The sequence below is a fragment of the Ruegeria sp. CJ9 genome (assembly GCF_056536625.1).
This window is the reverse complement of record NZ_JBQFPY010000002.1, coordinates 91,280-108,010: the sequence shown is the minus strand read 5'-3', so window position 1 is coordinate 108,010 and position 16,731 is coordinate 91,280. Positions and strand designations below refer to the sequence as shown.

The following is a 16,731-nucleotide window of genomic DNA, read 5'->3' as shown; positions in this document are numbered from 1 at the left end:
TGCCCGGCTTGCGCATTACCCATACCCGTTCCAGCAAAAGGCACCGTCCGGTGCAAGCGCAGAGAAGGGATTGAAGGCCACTTCCCAGATCGTCCCATCGGGGGCGCGGAAATACCCATGATGCCCGCCCCAGAAAACATCAGATGCCGGTTTCAATATCTCGGCTCCGGCTTCTCCGGCCTTGTCCAACACCTGCGCAACCTCGTCCTTTGACCGGCAATTGTAGCTGAGCGTCAGCGCACCATGGCCCAGAGTGTCAACGTCAACTCCGATCTCTTCAGCCAATGCAGACAACGGGTACAAACCTAAAGTCTGGCCGATAAGGTCAAAGGCAATTACCCCGTCGGGGCTGCTGACCCGTTTCCAACCCATGTCCTCATAGAACCCGGCGGCAAGCTCGGGGTCATCCACCCCAACTGTGATCAAGCTCACTCGCTGGTCCACTATTCGATCCCCTGCTCACTCAGCCAGTCCAGAATACCTGCAACAGTCGCGTCCGTCTGCCCCGGGGACATCAGCCGACCCGCGATCACATGCGACGCGGGATCATCCCCTGACCCCATTGTCACCAGATTGACCGTCTTCGGTCCACTCCATCTTTCGGCCACTTTATGCGTCAGGTCAGGACGCACGACTTGATCGTCATCCGAAAACCAGAACAGCGCCGGAATCTGCGCGCTCGAGAAGTCCACCGCATAGACAGCCTCGACCAACAGGGTCATCGGCACCACAGCCTCCCACGGGTAAACCGAGGTCCAATAGGTGTTTACCTCCGGGTCCGGGCCAGAGACATCCCGTTCCTCCCCCATCACCAAGGGCAGCCACTTCCGCGCCCAGGGCAAGCCGGGAATCCACGCGCCCGGTGTGTTCACCCCGAAATTCGGAGACACAAAGACCAAAGCCGCCACGTCTTGGCTCAGTTCTTCATCCAACGCCGCTGCTGCGGCCAGCGTTCCGCCGGTCGAGGTTGAGATGACAACAACCTTGTCGCCAACGGCCCGCGCCGCGGCCAACCCCTCGGCCATATCCTGCATCCAGCCCGTAGCCGTCCCTTCGGCCATTGCCGGGCCATCGCGACCATGTCCCTTCAGGCGCGTATAGACCAGATTGGCCCCCAGCGCGTCGGCCACCTTATCCGGCACCGGACGGATTTCCTCGGACGAGGCCGAAAAGCCATGCACATAGAGAACCGAAACAGGCGTGCGTTGTTCTTTGAACCCGTCCTGCCAGACCACGCGCTTTTCCACTCCGGGCACGATGTCGTCATAGGCGGATTCTGTGCTTTCAAAGTAGACCTGAACCCCTTCGCCGAATTTGCGCGGATCAAAGCGGGGATGCAGGTCGACCTGTTCACGCGGCCCGAACCAATAGATCAGGCCACCGACAACAATCAGTGCCAGCAGCAGACGCCCAAGAAACCACCCAAAGCGCTGCATCAGCTGGCCTCCATCACCTCAAGCACCGCATTTTCGATCAACCCCAGACAGGGGCCGTCCGAGAACCGGTGATCTGCGTCTTTGACCAGCAATAAACGCATATCTGGCCCACTGGCGTGTTCCAGCAACCGCACAGCCGTTTCGGTGGACACCGCCGTATCCGCCGTGCCCTGCAGAAAGCGTACCGGGAAAGGCAGGTCTAGCGCGTCGCGCAGCACCAACCGTTGCCGCCCGTCTTCGATCATCCGCTTGGTGATGATGTAGGGTTCCATATAATCCGAGGGCAGTTCCACATGCCCAACACTATCCAGCGCAGCCTTTTGTTCGGCGCTGAACGACGCCCAATAGCCGTCCTCAGTGAAATCAGGCGCGGCGGCAATGGTCACCATACCAGCGATCCGTTCGGGTATAGTTCTGGCAAGCAACAGCGCCTGCCACCCGCCCATGGATGATCCGACAACGATTAACGGCCCTTCGGTCAAGGCTGCCACAGCCTCAATCGTATCTTCGTGCCAATCGCCGATACAGCCATCGGTGAATTTCTCGGAACTTTCACCATGACCGGAATAGTCGAACCGCAAAAACGCCTGCCCGCGCGCCTGTGCCCAGTCTTCCAGGTGCACCGCTTTGGTGCCTTCCATGTCCGATTTGAGCCCGCCCAGAAAAACGACGGTCGGGCCATGGCCCTCACTTTTGTGATAGGCCAACCGCCGGTCTTTTGCGGTGATCAGAAATTCCGTAGCTGCCATGAAACCCTCTTTCCATTTGCATCACATCATGCACGGCAGACCAGTGGTCGCAATTCCCGATTTTTGCAGTTTCGCAGCGTCAGTCCTGCTTCCTTCGACACTTGACAGGTTTTGCTGCACCTGCCACATGAGCCGGACACCATAACCCGCAACCGGGCGTTCAGTGGGCGCCAAACCGACGAGGAGAGCCGATATGGCCCTGGATGCAAAATCCGTCTCACTCACCTTTCCCGATGGCAATGCACGTTCTTATGACGCAGGCGTAACACCCGCGCAGGTGGCTGCCGATATCTCGACTTCGCTGGCGAAAAAGGCCATCTCGGCCACGGTGAATGGCCAGCACTGGGACCTGCAATGGCCCATCGAATCCGATTCCGATATCGCCATTCACACCATGAAGGATGAGGTTCAGGCTAATGAACTGATCCGCCACGACCTGGCGCACATCATGGCTCGCGCAGTGCAGGAAATCTGGCCCGATACTAAGGTCACCATCGGCCCCGTCATCGAAAATGGCTGGTATTATGACTTTGATCGGGCGGAACCTTTCACGCCCGAAGACCTTGGCCTGATCGAAAAAAAGATGAAGGAAATCATCAACAAGCGCGACCCCGTGACCACCGAAGTCTGGGACCGTCAGCGTGCGATCGATTTCTACACCGCCAATGACGAGCCCTATAAGGTCGAACTGATCGACGCCATTCCGGGCGACGAGCCGCTGCGCATGTATTGGCATGGCGACTGGCAGGACCTGTGCCGCGGCCCGCATCTGCAGCATACCGGTCAGGTTCCAGGCGATGCGTTCAAGCTGATGTCCATCGCCGGAGCCTATTGGCGCGGTGACAGCGACCGCGCGATGCTGCAGCGTATCTATGGCGTGGCCTTTACCGGCAAGGAAAAGCTGAAAGCTCACCTACACATGCTGGAAGAGGCCGCCAAGCGCGACCACCGCAAGCTGGGCCGCGAGATGAACTTGTTCCACATGCAGGAAGAGGCCCCCGGCCAAATCTTCTGGCATCCGAACGGCTGGAAAATCTACACCACCCTGCAGGACTATATGCGCCGGATGCAGGAGCGCGATGGATATGTCGAGGTGAACACGCCTCAGGTTGTCGACCGCAAACTGTGGGAGGCCTCGGGCCACTGGGACAAATATCAGGAAAACATGTTCATCGTCGAAGTCGACGAGGAACATGCCCGCGAAAAGGCAATCAACGCGCTGAAACCGATGAACTGCCCCTGTCACGTGCAGGTGTTCAATCAGGGCCTGAAATCCTATCGTGATCTGCCGTTGCGAATGGCCGAATTCGGGTCTTGTGCCCGTTATGAGCCTTCGGGCGCGCTGCACGGAATCATGCGCGTGCGTGGATTCACACAGGATGATGGTCACATCTTCTGTGCCGAGGATCAGATCGAATCCGAGACCGCCAAGTTCATTGCCTTCCTGTCTAAGGTATATGCCGATCTGGGCTTCCATGACTGGACGATCAAACTGTCTACTCGTCCGGAAAAACGGATCGGGTCGGATGAAAGCTGGGATCTGGTCGAAAAGGCGCTGGGCGATGCCTGTAAGGCCGCCGGATATGAGTATGAGCTGCTAGAAGGCGAAGGCGCGTTTTATGGGCCCAAGCTGGAGTTCACTCTGACCGACGCGATCGGCAGGACATGGCAATGCGGGACCCTGCAGGTGGACCCCAACCTGCCCGAGCGGCTGGATGCCAGCTTTATCGGTGCCGACGGCGCCAAGCACCGCCCGTTCATGCTGCACAGGGCAACGCTGGGTTCGTTCGAACGCTTCATCGGCATTCTTATCGAAGAACACGCAGGCAAGCTGCCGTTCTGGCTGGCCCCGCGTCAGGTCGTCGTCGCCTCGATCACGTCAGAAGCCGATGATTATGTGGCCGAAGTGGTTGAGACGCTCAAGGCCGCCGGTGTCCGCGCCGAGGCTGACATCCGCAACGAAAAGATCAACTACAAGGTTCGCGAACATTCGGTCGGCAAGGTTCCGGTCATTCTGGCCGTCGGTCATCGCGAAGTTGACGAACGCACCGTCAGCGTTCGCCGTCTGGGCGAAAAACAAACGCAGGTTCAATCGCTTGAAGCTGTAACAAATGAGCTTTCACAGGCCGCGACACCGCCGGATCTGTTGTAACATTCGGCATGGAATTGCCATGAATTCGGCCCCGCTTTTGGGGCCGAATTGAAATATTTCCTCTTTTCTTATTCAAAAACAGTATATTAACTTACAAGGGGGCATTGTGCGCCCTGACGGGCTTGTGAGACACGGGCTCGTGAATTCAACTCTGGGCCGCAAGCCACTACCTTTGTCATTGTCACAAGCAGACATACGCAGTCATCAAAAGGGATTACCGAGATGTCGAACACCGCAAAATCACTGGTTATCGCAACCGCAGTCGCAGCCGCCGTTTCGGGCGCAGCCACAACTGCCACCGCACAAGCCAAAGAGAAATGCTATGGCATTTCGCTGGCCGGTCAGAACGACTGCGCCGCGGGCCCCGGCACAACCTGCGCGGGCACCTCGACCGTAGACTATCAGGGCAACGCCTGGACTCTGGTCGATGCAGGTACCTGCGCCGATATCGAACTGCCGGCCGAGGCTGACGGCACACCGCGCAAAGGCTCGCTGGAAGCTCAGGACCGCGATCTGCCGGCATAAGTCCGGCCTAGGCTAGTCAGGGGGCGGGCGACTTCGCCCGCCCCTTACTTCTAGAACAAGGAGCTGCCAAATGTTGGATGACACACTCCGTTCGAACCGCCTGCCTCTGGCACCCGGCGTCGGGTACAAGCCGCAGCATTTCGCACAGATCCTTGAACACGCACAGCCAGTTGCCTGGCTGGAAATTCACGCCGAGAACTACATGGGTGACGGTGGTCGTCCGCTGGCGCAATTGCGCCATCTCTCGGAAAAGTTTCCGATCTCGGTCCATGGGGTTGGCCTGTCCATCGGCAGCGAAGGCCCGCTGGATGCCGACCATCTGACACGATTGAAACACCTGGTTGGCTGGCTGAAACCGGCCAGTTTCTCGGAACATCTGGCATGGTCGACCCATGACAGCCATTTTCTGAACGACCTACTACCCCTGCCCTATACTAATGCCTCGCTTGCACGCATTTGCGAGCATATCGATCAGGTACAGGAAACCGTCGGTCGCCAAATGTTGTTGGAGAATCCGTCCAGCTATCTGGCGTTCGAAGAAAGCACCTGGTCCGAGCCCGATTTTCTGCGCGAAGTTGCACGTCGCACTGGGTGCGGCCTGCTGCTGGATGTGAACAACGTCTTTGTCTCAGCCACCAATCTGGAATTCTCTCCGCAGGGCTATATCGATGCCTACCCTCTTGAGAAGGTGGGGGAAATCCATCTAGGCGGGCATGATGAGGATGAGGACGACCATGGTCGCCCCCTGCTGATTGACAGCCATGGGCGCGAAGTCGTTGATCCGGTTTGGGCGCTGCTGGACTACGTTCTAGAGCGATCTGGTCCCAAACCCGTGTTGGTCGAATGGGACACGGACGTTCCAGAATGGCCCGTGCTGCGGGCCGAAGCAGACCGTGCGCAGGCGGCCTTGGACCGCGTCCCGGCATGAGCGTTTCGCAAGAGAGTTTTCACGCCGCGCTGATGAACCCGTCAGCCGCCATCCCCAAAGGACTGCTGGACGCGGTCGCACAACCTGCCGGGCGGCGGTTCAGTGTGTATCGCAACAACGTGGCGGTGTCGCTGACCGAAGCGATGCATCAGGCATTTCCGGTCATCACCAAATTGCTGGGGGATCAGAACATGGATGGGCTGTCGGGTATTTTCCTGCGCAAACATCCCCCCTCATCGCCGTTGATGATGTTTTACGGTGAAGAATTCCCCGAATTTCTTGCCGGAATGGAGCAGCTCTCGCATATTGGATACCTGCCTGACGTGGCGCAATTGGAGCTTGCCTTGCGCCGTTCCTACCACGCCGCTGACAGCGAACCAGCCCCGGCGGACGCACTGGCTGTTCCGCCCGAAGACATCATGCGGGCACAGCTGGGATTTGCCCCGTCGATGCGGGTTCTGCACTCGGACTGGCCGATTTATTCGATCTGGCGTTTCAACACCGAAGTCGACGCCCCCAAACCCGATCCCACCGCCCAAGACGTTCTGATCACCCGGGCCGAGTATGACCCGGTTCCACATCTGCTGCCCGAAGGCGGCGCGCACTGGATTGCGGGCCTTCAGGCCGGGCAAACCATTGGTGGCGCGTTTGAAGATACTGTAAACCATTTCCCCGAATTTGACCTTGGGGCCACTCTGGCGCTGCTTTTACAAGGCGGCGCAATAACCTCTGTGACTATCGAAAGGCTGGCAACATGACTGCCCTGATCTCATTGCACAACAACACCCTGGGACGGTTAGAGATGACCTCTGGCTGGTTGACACCGACCTTGGCCAGGCTGGTCTTTGCGGCAACATTGCTGGTGTATTATTGGAATTCGGCGACCACCAAACTGGGTAGCGGATTCTTTGGGTTCCTGTTCCCGTCCGACGGTGCCTATGTGCAGATTTTCCCCAAAGCCATGGAAGCCGTCAGCTATGACAGCTCGCAATTGGGGATCATGCATTGGGCCATTGCTGTTGCGGGGACCTGGGCTGAGTTTCTTCTACCTACGCTGATCGTGATCGGCCTTCTGTCGCGGTTCGCAGCATTGGGTATGCTGGCATTTGTCTGGGTTCAGACGATCGTAGATGTCACGGGCCACGGCACGGAATTGGGCAGCTACTTCACCAACGCCGTAAGCCTGCTGGATGATCGGACACTCTGGTCCTTCCTGCTGGCAGTGATCGTGATCAACGGCGCAGGGCCGCTGTCCGTTGATCGCATCCTGCACATCAAGTGATCTAGAAATGCGCCTTGGGCTCGTCCGGTTTACCCGCGGCCAGTCCAAGGAGGCCCGCAACACCCGCAAATGCCACCGGGAACATAGTGAACACGTTAAAACCAAAGGCGTAATACATCCCGGCCGCTGAGATCAGCAACAAGACCCCTCCGATCAGGGCCCGTGCATGGGCCATTGCACCGCCAGCAATCGCCAATAGCGGCGCAATGATCGACGCGAACTGTATGAGTTGCGCGTTGTCCACCTGCTCGGCCAGCCCGTCGATCTCACCAAACCGATCAATCAGTTCGACATAGCCATAGCCGAAAAAGCCCACGATCATCCCGATCAAACCGGCGATGACACCCAAAATCATAGCAGCGTTACGCATTCAAAATCCTCTAACTTGCGTCAATTCAGATAGTCATCAGGTCACGCAACGCCAAGCCCTGCCTTCGTTTCCGCCGTCCATCCCAGATACAGGGTTCCGTCTTGCTCGATCAGGGGGCGCTTCATCAGGGTCGGGTGATCTGCCAGCAGTTGCAGCGGAGGCCGCGCGCGTTGTGCATCGTCTAATCCACGCCAGGTTGTCGAACGGGTATTGAGCAAAGCCTCGCCGAAGCGATCCAGCGCCTGCGTCAGCATCGCTTTGGGTACGCCATCGGTCCGAACGTCGACAAACTCAGTATCTGGAAGTGATTTCAAAGCCTTGCGGCACGTGTCACAGTTTTTCAGACCATAAAGGCGCATTTCGGGTGTCTCCTGTATCTGGTTCAATTTTCAGCAAATTTGCCTGCACGTTTCAGAAATTCTTGATTTTTTACTTCACCATGCAATGTTGAAAAAGACGAAACTCGCAATTCGCGCTGTATCGTTACGGCGATACGGTGATCAATTGCGGCGACGTCAATCACTGCCCCCACCAATTATGTGGGACAACGCGTAAGTAGAAGGAGACACGGGAAATGCCAACTGGCACCGTGAAATGGTTTAATACCACGAAAGGCTACGGGTTTATTGCCCCTGATGAGGGCGGCAAGGACGTATTTGTTCATATCTCGGCCGTTGAACGGTCCGGTCTGACCGGGCTCGCTGACAATCAGAAAGTCTCGTATGAGTTGGAAGACGGACGCGACGGCCGACAAATGGCATCTGATTTAAAGCCACTGTAAAACAGTCCCGCATGCTGCGGGTGATCAAAACAGGCCAACGGCCAATTTCCGGCCGTTGACCAATATTCAAAGGTTAGAAACCTTACCCTCGCGCCGGGTCGGCTTAGGCGCGAGAGGATTAGCTTTTTCCATCACTATAATGCGCAATGCGCGAGATCAGCTTTTGCGAATGACCGCTTCGAACTCGCGCCATTCCCGAGCGGTCATGCCCGAGTTTTCCTGCGTGACATTTTCCCCGACCAGCATTCGGCGCAGGCTGTCGACCATCTGAGCCGAAAGGTTCACCGCACCCAGCCGATAATCCTCGAACGCTTTGTAGGCGAAGGGCACCCAGTCGGCGACGATCTTGCACATGGTATCCGCATAGACCCGGATCTCGTACTGCGCATGCGGGTCGGCACGCAGGCGCAAGAAGTGGAACAGGTTGTGCAGATCAACCTTCCAATACCACTGCGTATAGATATTCGCGGGCAGGTTCATCCGCGCCAGTTCACGCGCCAGACCCTGTTGGCCGTCTTGGTTGATCATCGATTCATAGTTGTCATAGCACCGGGCGCTATCGGCCTTGAGGATATCCAGAACTCGCGCGGCCTCTTCCCCTTGCAGCGCATCACCCCGGCCTTGGTTGTTTACCTCGGACTGCGCGGCAACGTGATCGGGTGCGGGGATATAGAACTCGCGGTCCAGAATCGAATAGCGCGCGGAATACTCGTTCACATTTGCCGTGCGGTGACGAATCCACTGCCGGGCGACAAAGACAGGTAGCTTGACGTGCAGCTTGATCTCGCACATCTCGAACGGGGTCGAGTGCCAGTGACGCATCAGATAGCGGATCAGACCCTCATCGTTCTGCACCGATTTTGTGCCTTTGCCATACGACACCCGCGCCGCCTGACAGATCGCCGCATCGTCACCCATATAGTCGATCACGCGCACAAAGCCGTGGTCCAGCACCTGATGAGCGGTATAAAGGTGATCTTCCATACCCGCAGCCACAACGCGGCGTGTTGGATGCGATTGCGCCCGTTGCGCTTCGATCTCGGCCAGTTGGTCAGAGGACAGCGGCATAAAAGTTCCTTTCCAGCAATGAGTCGCCCACCACTATATATCGGCAATTCCCCGACCGGAACCGCGACATGTACACCCAGCGGCGCATTTTCAAAATTGTGTCCGCCCTGCCCCTCGACACGCATTTTCCGCGCGCTAAGCTGCAGCCCATCACCTGAACGGAAAGGAAGCCACAATGGGGCTGAGATATCTTCACACCATGATCCGCGTGAAGGATCTGGAAAAGTCGATGGCGTTTTTTGAGTTGCTGGGCCTGAAGGAAACCCGCCGCTATGACAGCGAGGCGGGGCGGTTTTCGCTGATCTTCATGGCGCCCCCGGGGCAAGAGGATCGCCCAATTGAGCTGACCCACAATTGGGATGGTGACGATGCGCTGCCCAGCGACAGTCGGCATTTCGGGCATTTGGCCTATGGCGTCGACAATATTTACGAGGTCTGCCAGCACTTGCAGGACAATGGTGTGGTGATCAACCGCCCGCCCCGCGACGGCCGTATGGCGTTTGTACGGTCGCCCGACAATATCTCGGTCGAGTTGCTACAGAACGGTGACGCGCTGGAAGCCGCCGAACCCTGGGTCAGCATGGAAAGCACCGGACACTGGTGATCCGCTGGCTGACAGCACTGGGACTGGCCGGACTGGCCAGCCCGCTTCGGGCCGAAACCTGTCGCCTGGCCCTGGCGTTGGCTATGGATATCTCAAGCTCAGTGGATGCAACCGAGGATACCCTGCAGCGGCAGGGCCTGGCCGCTGCCCTGATCGCCCCTGAGGTGACCGAGGCGTTCTTTTCCTCTCCTTTGCCCGTGGCATTGGCTGTGTATGAGTGGGGCAGCCGCTCGACCCAGCGCATGATCCTGAACTGGACGATGATCAACACGCAAGCTGATTTGCTAACGGCGGCAGAGACCATACAACGTTCAGTCCGATCTGACGGTGACTCGGCCACTGCCATGGGGCAAGCTTTGGCTTTTGGTGCGACCCTGATGCAGCAAGCACCACCATGTTTGTTTCAGACCATCGACCTGTCTGGGGACGGCGCAAATAATGACGGTTTCCAACCTGCATCCGCTTATCGCCACTTTCCGTTCGAGGGCATTGTGGTCAACGGGCTGGTTATCAATGCTGCCGATTTCGAGGGCGAAGTTCATCTGATTCCCTACTTCGAAAACAATGTTCTGTACGGGCCTGGCGCATTTCTAGAAGTCGCACAGGGGTTCGAGGATTTCGAACGCGCCATGCGGCGGAAGCTGGAACGTGAACTGACAAGCTTGCAAATCGGCGTGCTGCAGGACATCGCGCCCAGATGACGCGGCTATTGGCATTTGTCATTAGTTTGATCGCTGGTTCGGCCACGGCAGAGTGCCGACAAGCTCTGGCGCTGGGGCTGGATGTTTCTGGTTCGGTGGACAGTCACGAATACCGGCTGCAACTTGACGGTGTGGCAGCTGCTTTGCAGCGTCCTGAAGTGGTGCAGCTATTGCTGTCAAACCCTGCTGCCCCTGTGCGGCTGGCGATTTTCGAGTGGAGCGAGCCGGGCCATCAACGTCTGTTGCAAGACTGGATCGCCATACGTTCTGTCAGCGATCTTGAACAGATCGCCTTTATACTGAACCGAACCAAGCGCAGTGCCGCCCCGCAAGGTACGGCTGTTGGCTCAGCGATGCTGTTCGGGGCTGACCTGCTGTCCGACCAAACAAGTTGCTGGAAACGAACACTCGATCTGTCCGGCGACGGCAAACACAATCTGGGCACTCACCCGCGGGAAGCCAAAAGCGCGCTTGAAGCTTCGGGCATCACCATCAACGGCCTGGTCATCGGCGCGGATGATCCCAGCCACGGCGACAAACGCTATGTGCAGGTTGGAGAGCTGTCTGCCTATTACACCGCCTGGGTCATCCTGGGGCCAGATGCCTTTGTCGAGGTTGCCCTGGGGTTTGACGCTTATGAGGACGCCATGACCCGAAAGCTGATCCGAGAGCTTGAAGGGCTGATCCTGTCCGATGCGCGCCCCTGATCAGTAGATATACCGGATCTGGTCCGTCCAATACCGTTCCACCCGGCGTAGAGAGGTTGTGATGTCGTCTATCCCCTCCAGTCCAAGCACACCACGGGTTTGCAGCCCCTCGGCATGGCTCGAGAACAGCTCGGTCACGATATCCCGAATCTCGCGTCCTCGTGGCGTTAACCGAACCCGGACCGAGCGTCTGTCGATCTCACACCTTTGGTGGTGCATATAGCCCATTTCGACCAACTTCTTGAGGTTGTAACTGACGTTGCTGCCCTGATAATAGCCACGGCTTTTCAACTCACCCGCCGTCACCTCATGATCGCCGATATTGAACAGAAGCAGGGCCTGAACGGCGTTGATTTCCAACACGCCCACGCGCTCGAACTCATCCTTGATAACGTCCAGTAGCAGACGGTGCAGCCGCTCGACCAAAGCGAGCGCTTCAAGATAGCTGGTCATGAAACCCTTGGTTTCCGGCGCGGAGACCTGCATTTCCATACTCATCCGATCCTCCGATTCAGTCGCGCTGTTTCAGGCAGCATGAATCGAAATCCCCAAGAATCGGTTAAGCTGGATTGTCTTTATTTTTGGAAGGTCTGCGCGATATGCGAAACCAGATGGACAAACCCCTCGGGCGGCTGGGCCTGCCCAGTGACCCACTGATACAGATCCTGATCATTTTCGTGTAGCAGCGCGTCGAACTGATCCAGACCCGCTGTATCCATCGCGTCGAGATTACGTTCGGCATAGGCCGAAAGGATCAAATCCATCTCTTTGATCCCGCGTCGCATGGACCGCATTTTCATGCGTTTGATCCTGACTTCCCGTGTTTCGGTCACTTTCCCTGCTCCGACATTAAGCGCAGCTTCTTCTCAAGCCGCGCGGCCCGTTCGGCACTGGCGCGCATCTCGCCCCGGATTGCGCGTAGCTCGGCCACCGCATCCGCCAGCTCGATATTGACCTCGCCGTCTTCGACGGGGGCGTCCATACCTTCGCCTTCGCCGGTCAGCAACCACATGATCGAAACGTTGATCATACCCGCCATCATCGACAAACGGTTGGCACGCGGTTCGGACAGATCGTTTTCCCAGGCCACAATAGTCGCTTTTTTGACACCCAGCCGACGCGCCAGTTGGGTCTGGGTCATACCAGCGGCCTCGCGCGCGCCTGCCAGCCGGTCCCCGAATGTCGCTGCCTCTGGGCTATACCAGTCATTTTCGTCGGTCATCAGGGTCTCCATGTCTCGGCCTCATATCGCTTGATCGTCATTCGGGCGCACCCTATGACAGACAGGTTGAACATACAAACTGAGGCCATCATGACTTTCCTGTCTGCGACACTGTCACGCGTAAAACCATCACCAACCATCGCGATGACCGCCAAAGCAGCCGAGTTGAAGGCGGCGGGGCGTGATGTGATTGGCCTGAGCGCGGGTGAACCTGACTTCGACACCCCCCAGAACATCAAGGACGCGGCTGTTGCAGCCATTGCCGCCGGCAAGACCAAATACACCGCGCCCGACGGCATCCCCGAACTGAAGCAGGCCGCCTGCGCCAAGATGAAGCGTGATCACGGGCTGGATTACACGCCCGCGCAGATCTCGGTTGGGACCGGCGGCAAGCAGACGCTGTACAACGCGTTGATGGCGACAATGAACGACGGAGACGAGGTTGTTATCCCCGCGCCATACTGGGTCAGCTACCCGGACATGGTTCTGCTGGCCGGAGGTACGCCAGTCGTGGTCGAGACGACGCTGGAAAACAGCTTCAAACTGACCGCCGAACAGCTTGAGGCGGCGATCACGCCCAAGACCAAGTGGTTCATCTTCAACTCTCCGTCGAACCCTACGGGAGCGGGCTATAGCCGTTCGGAATTAAAAGCCCTGACAGATGTACTGATGCGCCACCCGCATGTGTGGATCATGTCCGACGACATGTACGAGCATCTGGCCTATGACGGGTTCGAATTCTGCACTCCGGCCGAGATCGAACCGGGCCTCTATGACCGTACCTTGACCTGCAACGGCGTATCGAAAGCCTATGCCATGACGGGCTGGCGCATTGGCTATGCGGCGGGTCCGGTCGAAATCATCGCGGCCATGCGCAAGATTCAATCACAGTCGACCTCGAACCCCTGCTCGGTCAGCCAATGGGCGGCGGTCGAGGCGCTGAATGGAACGCAAGCGTTTTTGGCCCCGAACAACGAGACGTTCAAACGCCGCCGAAACTTGGTGGTCGAAATGCTGAACCAGATCGACGGTATCACCTGCCCCACGCCCGAAGGCGCGTTCTATGTCTACCCGTCGATCGCGGGCCTGATCGGCAAGTCCACTCCGGCCGGCACCAGAATTGACTCGGATGAGGCCTTCGCCACCGCCCTGCTGGAAGAGGCCGACGTGGCCGTTGTATTTGGCGCGGCCTTTGGCCTGTCACCGAATTTCCGGGTCAGCTATGCGACCTCGGACGAAGCCCTGACCGAGGCCTGCACCCGTATCCAGCGCTTTTGCGCGTCCCTGACCTGATCCGGAGGCCCCTGATGACCGCAGAACTGCCTGAATACTACTTTCGTGTCCGCGAGAATGGCGCGGCGGTTTTTCGGATCGATACCGAAAACCGTCAACGGCGGATCGAGATGGATCAGATCGCGGTCATCAACATCCGCAATGGCGAGGTCAAGCCACAGGGCCAGCGCACCCTGACAGCGGCGGATCAGGCGGAAATCGCACGATGGATGGACGCGCGCAAAGCCCTGCTGGCGCAACGGGATATCGACGACATACACCGCGCGGTCGACTATCTGAATCTGACCACGCAATGGGCACAATCCAAGGCGTCGGACGAACAGCTTGAGGATGTCACCGACCGGTTGTTGCTGGCGATGCACGACCTGCGTAGCGTTCTGGTGCGCAAAAAGGCAGATCGCCTAAGCAAAGGCTGAAGCCGCGGCTATTCCGCAGGCACCCCTACGGTCTGAACCGAGCGCATCCAGAAACGGGCCATCAGCAAGACGGCCGCGCAGGCAAGCCCAAGTACAAGACCCATCCAGATGCCGATCCCGTCCATCCCCTGCACAAAGCCAAAGTAATAGGACGCCGGTATCCCAACCACCCAATAGCTGAGCCCGGCCATAACCATCGGCACCTTGGCATCTTGCAATCCGCGCAACAGGCCCAGTGCAATCACCTGTGCCCCGTCGACCAACTGGAACAAAGCGGCCATGGCCAGCAGGCCCGTTCCGATGGCCAGGATTTGCGGGCGCTGCGGATCGTCGGGTTCGACAAATACAGAAATCAGCGGCTCGGCGCAGGTCACAAACAAGATAATCGTCAGAACAGACACCAGCAGAGACATCACGGTCACCGCCTTCGCACCTTTTTCCAGATGTGGTCGATCCTTGCGCCCAAGGGCGTTCCCCGCACGGATCGTGGCCGCGTTAGACAGCCCCAGATGCACCATGAACGTGGCCGAGGCCAGATTCAGCGCAATCCCATGCGCCGCCAGCGGCACCGGCCCGATCCAACCCATCATGAAGGCGGACATGGCGAACAGCGACACCTCGGCAAGCAATGTAAATCCAATGGGAATGCCAAGACGCAGCACGCTGTACAGCATCTCCCAATCCGGGCGCCAGAACCGTTGGAACAGGTTATGTTCGGGCAATACGCGCACGGCGTAGACCACGACCGCAACCAGCGACACCATCTGCGTCACCACCGAGGCAATTGCCGCCCCCATCACGCCCAGTTCAGGCGCACCCCAATTGCCGAAGATCAGCGCATAGTTGGTCAGTGCGTTGACGACAGCGGCCGTCACAGTGATCCACAAAACGATCTGAGTGCGCTCCAAAGCGGCCAGATAAGATTTCAGCACCATAACCACCAGCGCCGGGAACAGGCCCCATCCTGCGACACGTAGATATTGCGACGCGGTCTCGGCCACTTGCGGGTCCTGCCCTGCAGCAATCAAAATCGGGTGGGACCACCACAGCAAAGGCATAACCAGCACCGCGTATAACAAGGACAGCCACACCCCCATGCGGGTCGAGCGGCGAATGCTGGTCTCATCCTCTTCGGCGGCCGCAGTCGCCACCATGGGCATCACCGCCAGTCCGAAACCGCCGCCAAACAGGAACAGCACAAAATAAAAGCTACTGGCCAGCGTCACTGCGGCCAATGCCTCGACCCCGTACCAGCCCAGCATGATCGTGTCGGTCAAACCAATGGCAAACTGCGCCAGATGCCCGCCGACCAGCGGCAGGCCCAGAACTGCAATGGCCCGGAAGTGGGCGCGATATGTCATTACCTTATTCATTTCACCAGCCTTATGCCCGGCCAGAGGCCGGGACAAGAGGTGATCAGTGAAATTTCAAGGTGAGACTAGTTCTGCCGGCAATTGGCCGCTTGGTTCATCGCGCGTCAGGATGCAGGGAAGTGCCCAGAATATGCTCGGACTGATGAATGACGTGATGCGCCTGCCCTACGATCATGGGATCGGGCTGCCCCACGATATTGTGGTCCTTGTCCGGGTAATCCAGCGTCGACAAAAAGTGGCGCATACAGTTCAGACGCGCACGTTTCTTGTCGTTCGACTTGACGATGGTCCAAGGCGCGTCGGCGGTGTCAGTATAGAAAAACATCGCCTCTTTCGCTTCGGTATAGTCGTCCCATTTATCCAGGCTCGCCTTGTCGATGGGCGACAGCTTCCATTGCTTCAACGGGTCGGTTTCCCGGCTTTTGAAGCGGCGCTGTTGTTCCGGCTGCGTGACCGAGAACCAATATTTATAGAGCTGAATACCCGAGCGGACCAACATCCGCTCCAACTCGGGCGTCTGTCGCATGAACTCAAGGTACTCGTTGGGAGAACAAAAGCCCATGACCCTCTCAACGCCCGCACGGTTGTACCAAGAGCGGTCGTAGAACACCATTTCACCGACCGTAGGTAGTTCCTGAACATAGCGCTGATAATACCACTGGCCTTTCTCTTCCCAGGTCGGCTTGTTCAAGGCCACGACGCGGGCTTGCCTTGGGTTCAGGTGTTCCATAAACCGCTTGATCGTACCGCCTTTGCCTGCTGCATCACGCCCTTCGAACAGCAGAACAAAGCGTTGCCCCGTCTCTTGCGCCCAAAGCTGCACCTTAAGCAATTCGGCCTGCAATTGCGCCTTTTGCGCCTCGTACTTGCCCCGCGCCATCTTGCGATCGTAGGGATACTTGCCGCTTTCGAACGCCTGCCGAATTCGCTCGGGGCTGGGTTGCGATGGCTCAGGATTGGGTGTTGGGACAATTTTGACAGAGGATTGTTTTTGTTCAATTTGTGCCGCTGCTTCCATTCAATTTTTCCTTTTTCACTATCCGCAGGAACGTCTAGCAAAAGGCGCAGATTTTCGCTTTGACACGGGTCAAATTTTTGAGCCGTAACGTAGGAAATTTTCCACT

The 16,731-nt window shown here is 57.8% G+C and carries 23 protein-coding genes; 11 read left to right on the top strand and 12 right to left on the bottom strand.

Translation table 11 applies throughout. The features are described from left to right. Window positions 1–15: 15 nt before the first annotated feature. From ACR0AJ_RS05980 to ACR0AJ_RS05970, 3 genes are read right to left on the bottom strand one after another with little or no spacing between them, the layout of a single operon-like run. Complete coding sequence (locus ACR0AJ_RS05980) at window positions 16–444, bottom strand: VOC family protein (RefSeq protein WP_480637113.1); 429 nt, start codon at window positions 442–444, stop codon at window positions 16–18. Next, the gene (locus tag ACR0AJ_RS05975) at window positions 444–1,436 is read right to left on the bottom strand and encodes an alpha/beta hydrolase (protein ID WP_480740351.1); all 993 of its coding nucleotides are present in this window, start codon (window positions 1,434–1,436) and stop codon (window positions 444–446) included. Before ACR0AJ_RS05975 ends, ACR0AJ_RS05980 begins: the two co-directional genes overlap by 1 nt. Then, window positions 1,436–2,185 carry an alpha/beta hydrolase gene (locus ACR0AJ_RS05970; RefSeq protein WP_170349159.1) on the bottom strand — a complete coding sequence of 250 codons (750 nt, stop codon included), beginning with the start codon at window positions 2,183–2,185 and terminating at the stop codon, window positions 1,436–1,438. The genes ACR0AJ_RS05975 and ACR0AJ_RS05970 overlap by 1 nt, the downstream gene beginning before the upstream one ends. A 193-nt stretch (window positions 2,186–2,378) precedes the next feature. Between ACR0AJ_RS05970 and thrS the strand changes: the two genes are divergently transcribed. The 5 genes from thrS to ACR0AJ_RS05945 all read left to right on the top strand — a co-directional run bounded on the left by thrS (window position 2,379) and on the right by ACR0AJ_RS05945 (window position 7,072). Then, entirely contained in the window at window positions 2,379–4,337 is a 1,959-nt protein-coding gene (gene thrS, locus ACR0AJ_RS05965) for a threonine--tRNA ligase (RefSeq protein ID WP_170349160.1), read from the top strand. Between the two features lie 222 nt (window positions 4,338–4,559). Then, a complete protein-coding gene (locus tag ACR0AJ_RS05960) occupies window positions 4,560–4,862 on the top strand; it encodes a BufA1 family periplasmic bufferin-type metallophore (RefSeq protein WP_170349161.1) in 303 nt (100 codons plus the stop codon). 70 nt (window positions 4,863–4,932) lie between these two features. Further along, entirely contained in the window at window positions 4,933–5,790 is an 858-nt protein-coding gene (gene bufB, locus ACR0AJ_RS05955) for an MNIO family bufferin maturase (RefSeq protein ID WP_170359150.1), read from the top strand. Next, entirely contained in the window at window positions 5,787–6,548 is a 762-nt protein-coding gene (locus ACR0AJ_RS05950; RefSeq protein WP_480740350.1) for an HvfC/BufC family peptide modification chaperone, read from the top strand. The genes bufB and ACR0AJ_RS05950 overlap by 4 nt, the downstream gene beginning before the upstream one ends. Beyond that, window positions 6,545–7,072 carry a DoxX family protein gene (locus ACR0AJ_RS05945; protein WP_170349164.1) on the top strand — a complete coding sequence of 176 codons (528 nt, stop codon included), beginning with the start codon at window positions 6,545–6,547 and terminating at the stop codon, window positions 7,070–7,072. Before ACR0AJ_RS05950 ends, ACR0AJ_RS05945 begins: the two co-directional genes overlap by 4 nt. 1 nt (window position 7,073) lies before the next feature. On the opposite strand, the gene ACR0AJ_RS05940 is transcribed toward ACR0AJ_RS05945, so the two are convergent. From ACR0AJ_RS05940 to ACR0AJ_RS05930, 3 genes are read right to left on the bottom strand one after another with little or no spacing between them, the layout of a single operon-like run. Next, window positions 7,074–7,442 (bottom strand): hypothetical protein, encoded by a 369-nt coding sequence (locus ACR0AJ_RS05940; protein ID WP_170349165.1) that lies wholly within the window; start codon window positions 7,440–7,442, stop codon window positions 7,074–7,076. 41 nt (window positions 7,443–7,483) lie between these two features. Continuing rightward, a complete protein-coding gene (locus tag ACR0AJ_RS05935; protein WP_170349166.1) occupies window positions 7,484–7,801 on the bottom strand; it encodes an ArsC/Spx/MgsR family protein in 318 nt (105 codons plus the stop codon). A 23-nt stretch (window positions 7,802–7,824) separates the two neighbouring features. Beyond that, complete coding sequence (locus ACR0AJ_RS05930) at window positions 7,825–7,965, bottom strand: hypothetical protein (protein ID WP_170349167.1); 141 nt, start codon at window positions 7,963–7,965, stop codon at window positions 7,825–7,827. A gap of 51 nt (window positions 7,966–8,016) precedes the next feature. Here ACR0AJ_RS05930 and ACR0AJ_RS05925 point away from each other — a divergent pair, with 51 nt between their 5' ends. Beyond that, the gene (locus tag ACR0AJ_RS05925) at window positions 8,017–8,223 is read left to right on the top strand and encodes a cold-shock protein (protein ID WP_010439113.1); all 207 of its coding nucleotides are present in this window, start codon (window positions 8,017–8,019) and stop codon (window positions 8,221–8,223) included. 156 nt (window positions 8,224–8,379) lie between these two features. On the opposite strand, the gene thyX is transcribed toward ACR0AJ_RS05925, so the two are convergent. Further along, window positions 8,380–9,291, bottom strand: coding sequence for an FAD-dependent thymidylate synthase (thyX, locus tag ACR0AJ_RS05920; protein ID WP_170349168.1), 912 nt, complete (start codon window positions 9,289–9,291; stop codon window positions 8,380–8,382). Window positions 9,292–9,466: 175 nt separating this feature from the next. On the opposite strand from thyX, the gene ACR0AJ_RS05915 reads away from it, so the two are divergent. The 3 genes from ACR0AJ_RS05915 to ACR0AJ_RS05905 are packed head-to-tail and all read left to right on the top strand — an operon-like array spanning window position 9,467 to window position 11,303. Beyond that, a complete protein-coding gene (locus tag ACR0AJ_RS05915; protein ID WP_170349169.1) occupies window positions 9,467–9,895 on the top strand; it encodes a VOC family protein in 429 nt (142 codons plus the stop codon). Next, window positions 9,892–10,596 carry a DUF1194 domain-containing protein gene (locus ACR0AJ_RS05910; protein WP_480647124.1) on the top strand — a complete coding sequence of 235 codons (705 nt, stop codon included), beginning with the start codon at window positions 9,892–9,894 and terminating at the stop codon, window positions 10,594–10,596. Before ACR0AJ_RS05915 ends, ACR0AJ_RS05910 begins: the two co-directional genes overlap by 4 nt. Then, window positions 10,593–11,303, top strand: a complete 711-nt coding sequence (locus tag ACR0AJ_RS05905) for a DUF1194 domain-containing protein (RefSeq protein WP_480740348.1) — start codon at window positions 10,593–10,595, stop codon at window positions 11,301–11,303. The genes ACR0AJ_RS05910 and ACR0AJ_RS05905 overlap by 4 nt, the downstream gene beginning before the upstream one ends. On the opposite strand, the gene ACR0AJ_RS05900 is transcribed toward ACR0AJ_RS05905, so the two are convergent. The 3 genes from ACR0AJ_RS05900 to ACR0AJ_RS05890 all read right to left on the bottom strand — a co-directional run bounded on the left by ACR0AJ_RS05900 (window position 11,304) and on the right by ACR0AJ_RS05890 (window position 12,525). After that, window positions 11,304–11,801, bottom strand: a complete 498-nt coding sequence (locus ACR0AJ_RS05900; protein WP_480740347.1) for a MarR family winged helix-turn-helix transcriptional regulator — start codon at window positions 11,799–11,801, stop codon at window positions 11,304–11,306. Between the two features lie 77 nt (window positions 11,802–11,878). Beyond that, window positions 11,879–12,136, bottom strand: coding sequence for a succinate dehydrogenase assembly factor 2 (locus tag ACR0AJ_RS05895; protein WP_170349172.1), 258 nt, complete (start codon window positions 12,134–12,136; stop codon window positions 11,879–11,881). Next, window positions 12,133–12,525: a helix-turn-helix domain-containing protein gene (locus ACR0AJ_RS05890; RefSeq protein WP_170349173.1), complete on the bottom strand. Its 393-nt coding sequence runs from the start codon at window positions 12,523–12,525 to the stop codon at window positions 12,133–12,135. The genes ACR0AJ_RS05895 and ACR0AJ_RS05890 overlap by 4 nt, the downstream gene beginning before the upstream one ends. A gap of 90 nt (window positions 12,526–12,615) precedes the next feature. Here ACR0AJ_RS05890 and ACR0AJ_RS05885 point away from each other — a divergent pair, with 90 nt between their 5' ends. Beyond that, window positions 12,616–13,818: a pyridoxal phosphate-dependent aminotransferase gene (locus tag ACR0AJ_RS05885; RefSeq protein WP_170349174.1), complete on the top strand. Its 1,203-nt coding sequence runs from the start codon at window positions 12,616–12,618 to the stop codon at window positions 13,816–13,818. Between the two features lie 14 nt (window positions 13,819–13,832). After that, complete coding sequence (locus ACR0AJ_RS05880; RefSeq protein WP_170349175.1) at window positions 13,833–14,234, top strand: hypothetical protein; 402 nt, start codon at window positions 13,833–13,835, stop codon at window positions 14,232–14,234. A gap of 8 nt (window positions 14,235–14,242) precedes the next feature. On the opposite strand, the gene ACR0AJ_RS05875 is transcribed toward ACR0AJ_RS05880, so the two are convergent. Together ACR0AJ_RS05875 and ppk2 are read right to left on the bottom strand one after the other, a co-directional pair. Then, the gene (locus ACR0AJ_RS05875; RefSeq protein ID WP_480661573.1) at window positions 14,243–15,595 is read right to left on the bottom strand and encodes an MATE family efflux transporter; all 1,353 of its coding nucleotides are present in this window, start codon (window positions 15,593–15,595) and stop codon (window positions 14,243–14,245) included. Window positions 15,596–15,701: 106 nt separating this feature from the next. Continuing rightward, on the bottom strand, window positions 15,702–16,625 hold the full coding sequence (gene ppk2, locus ACR0AJ_RS05870) for a polyphosphate kinase 2 (protein ID WP_170359173.1): 924 nt from the start codon (window positions 16,623–16,625) through the stop codon (window positions 15,702–15,704). Window positions 16,626–16,731: the final 106 nt, after the last annotated feature.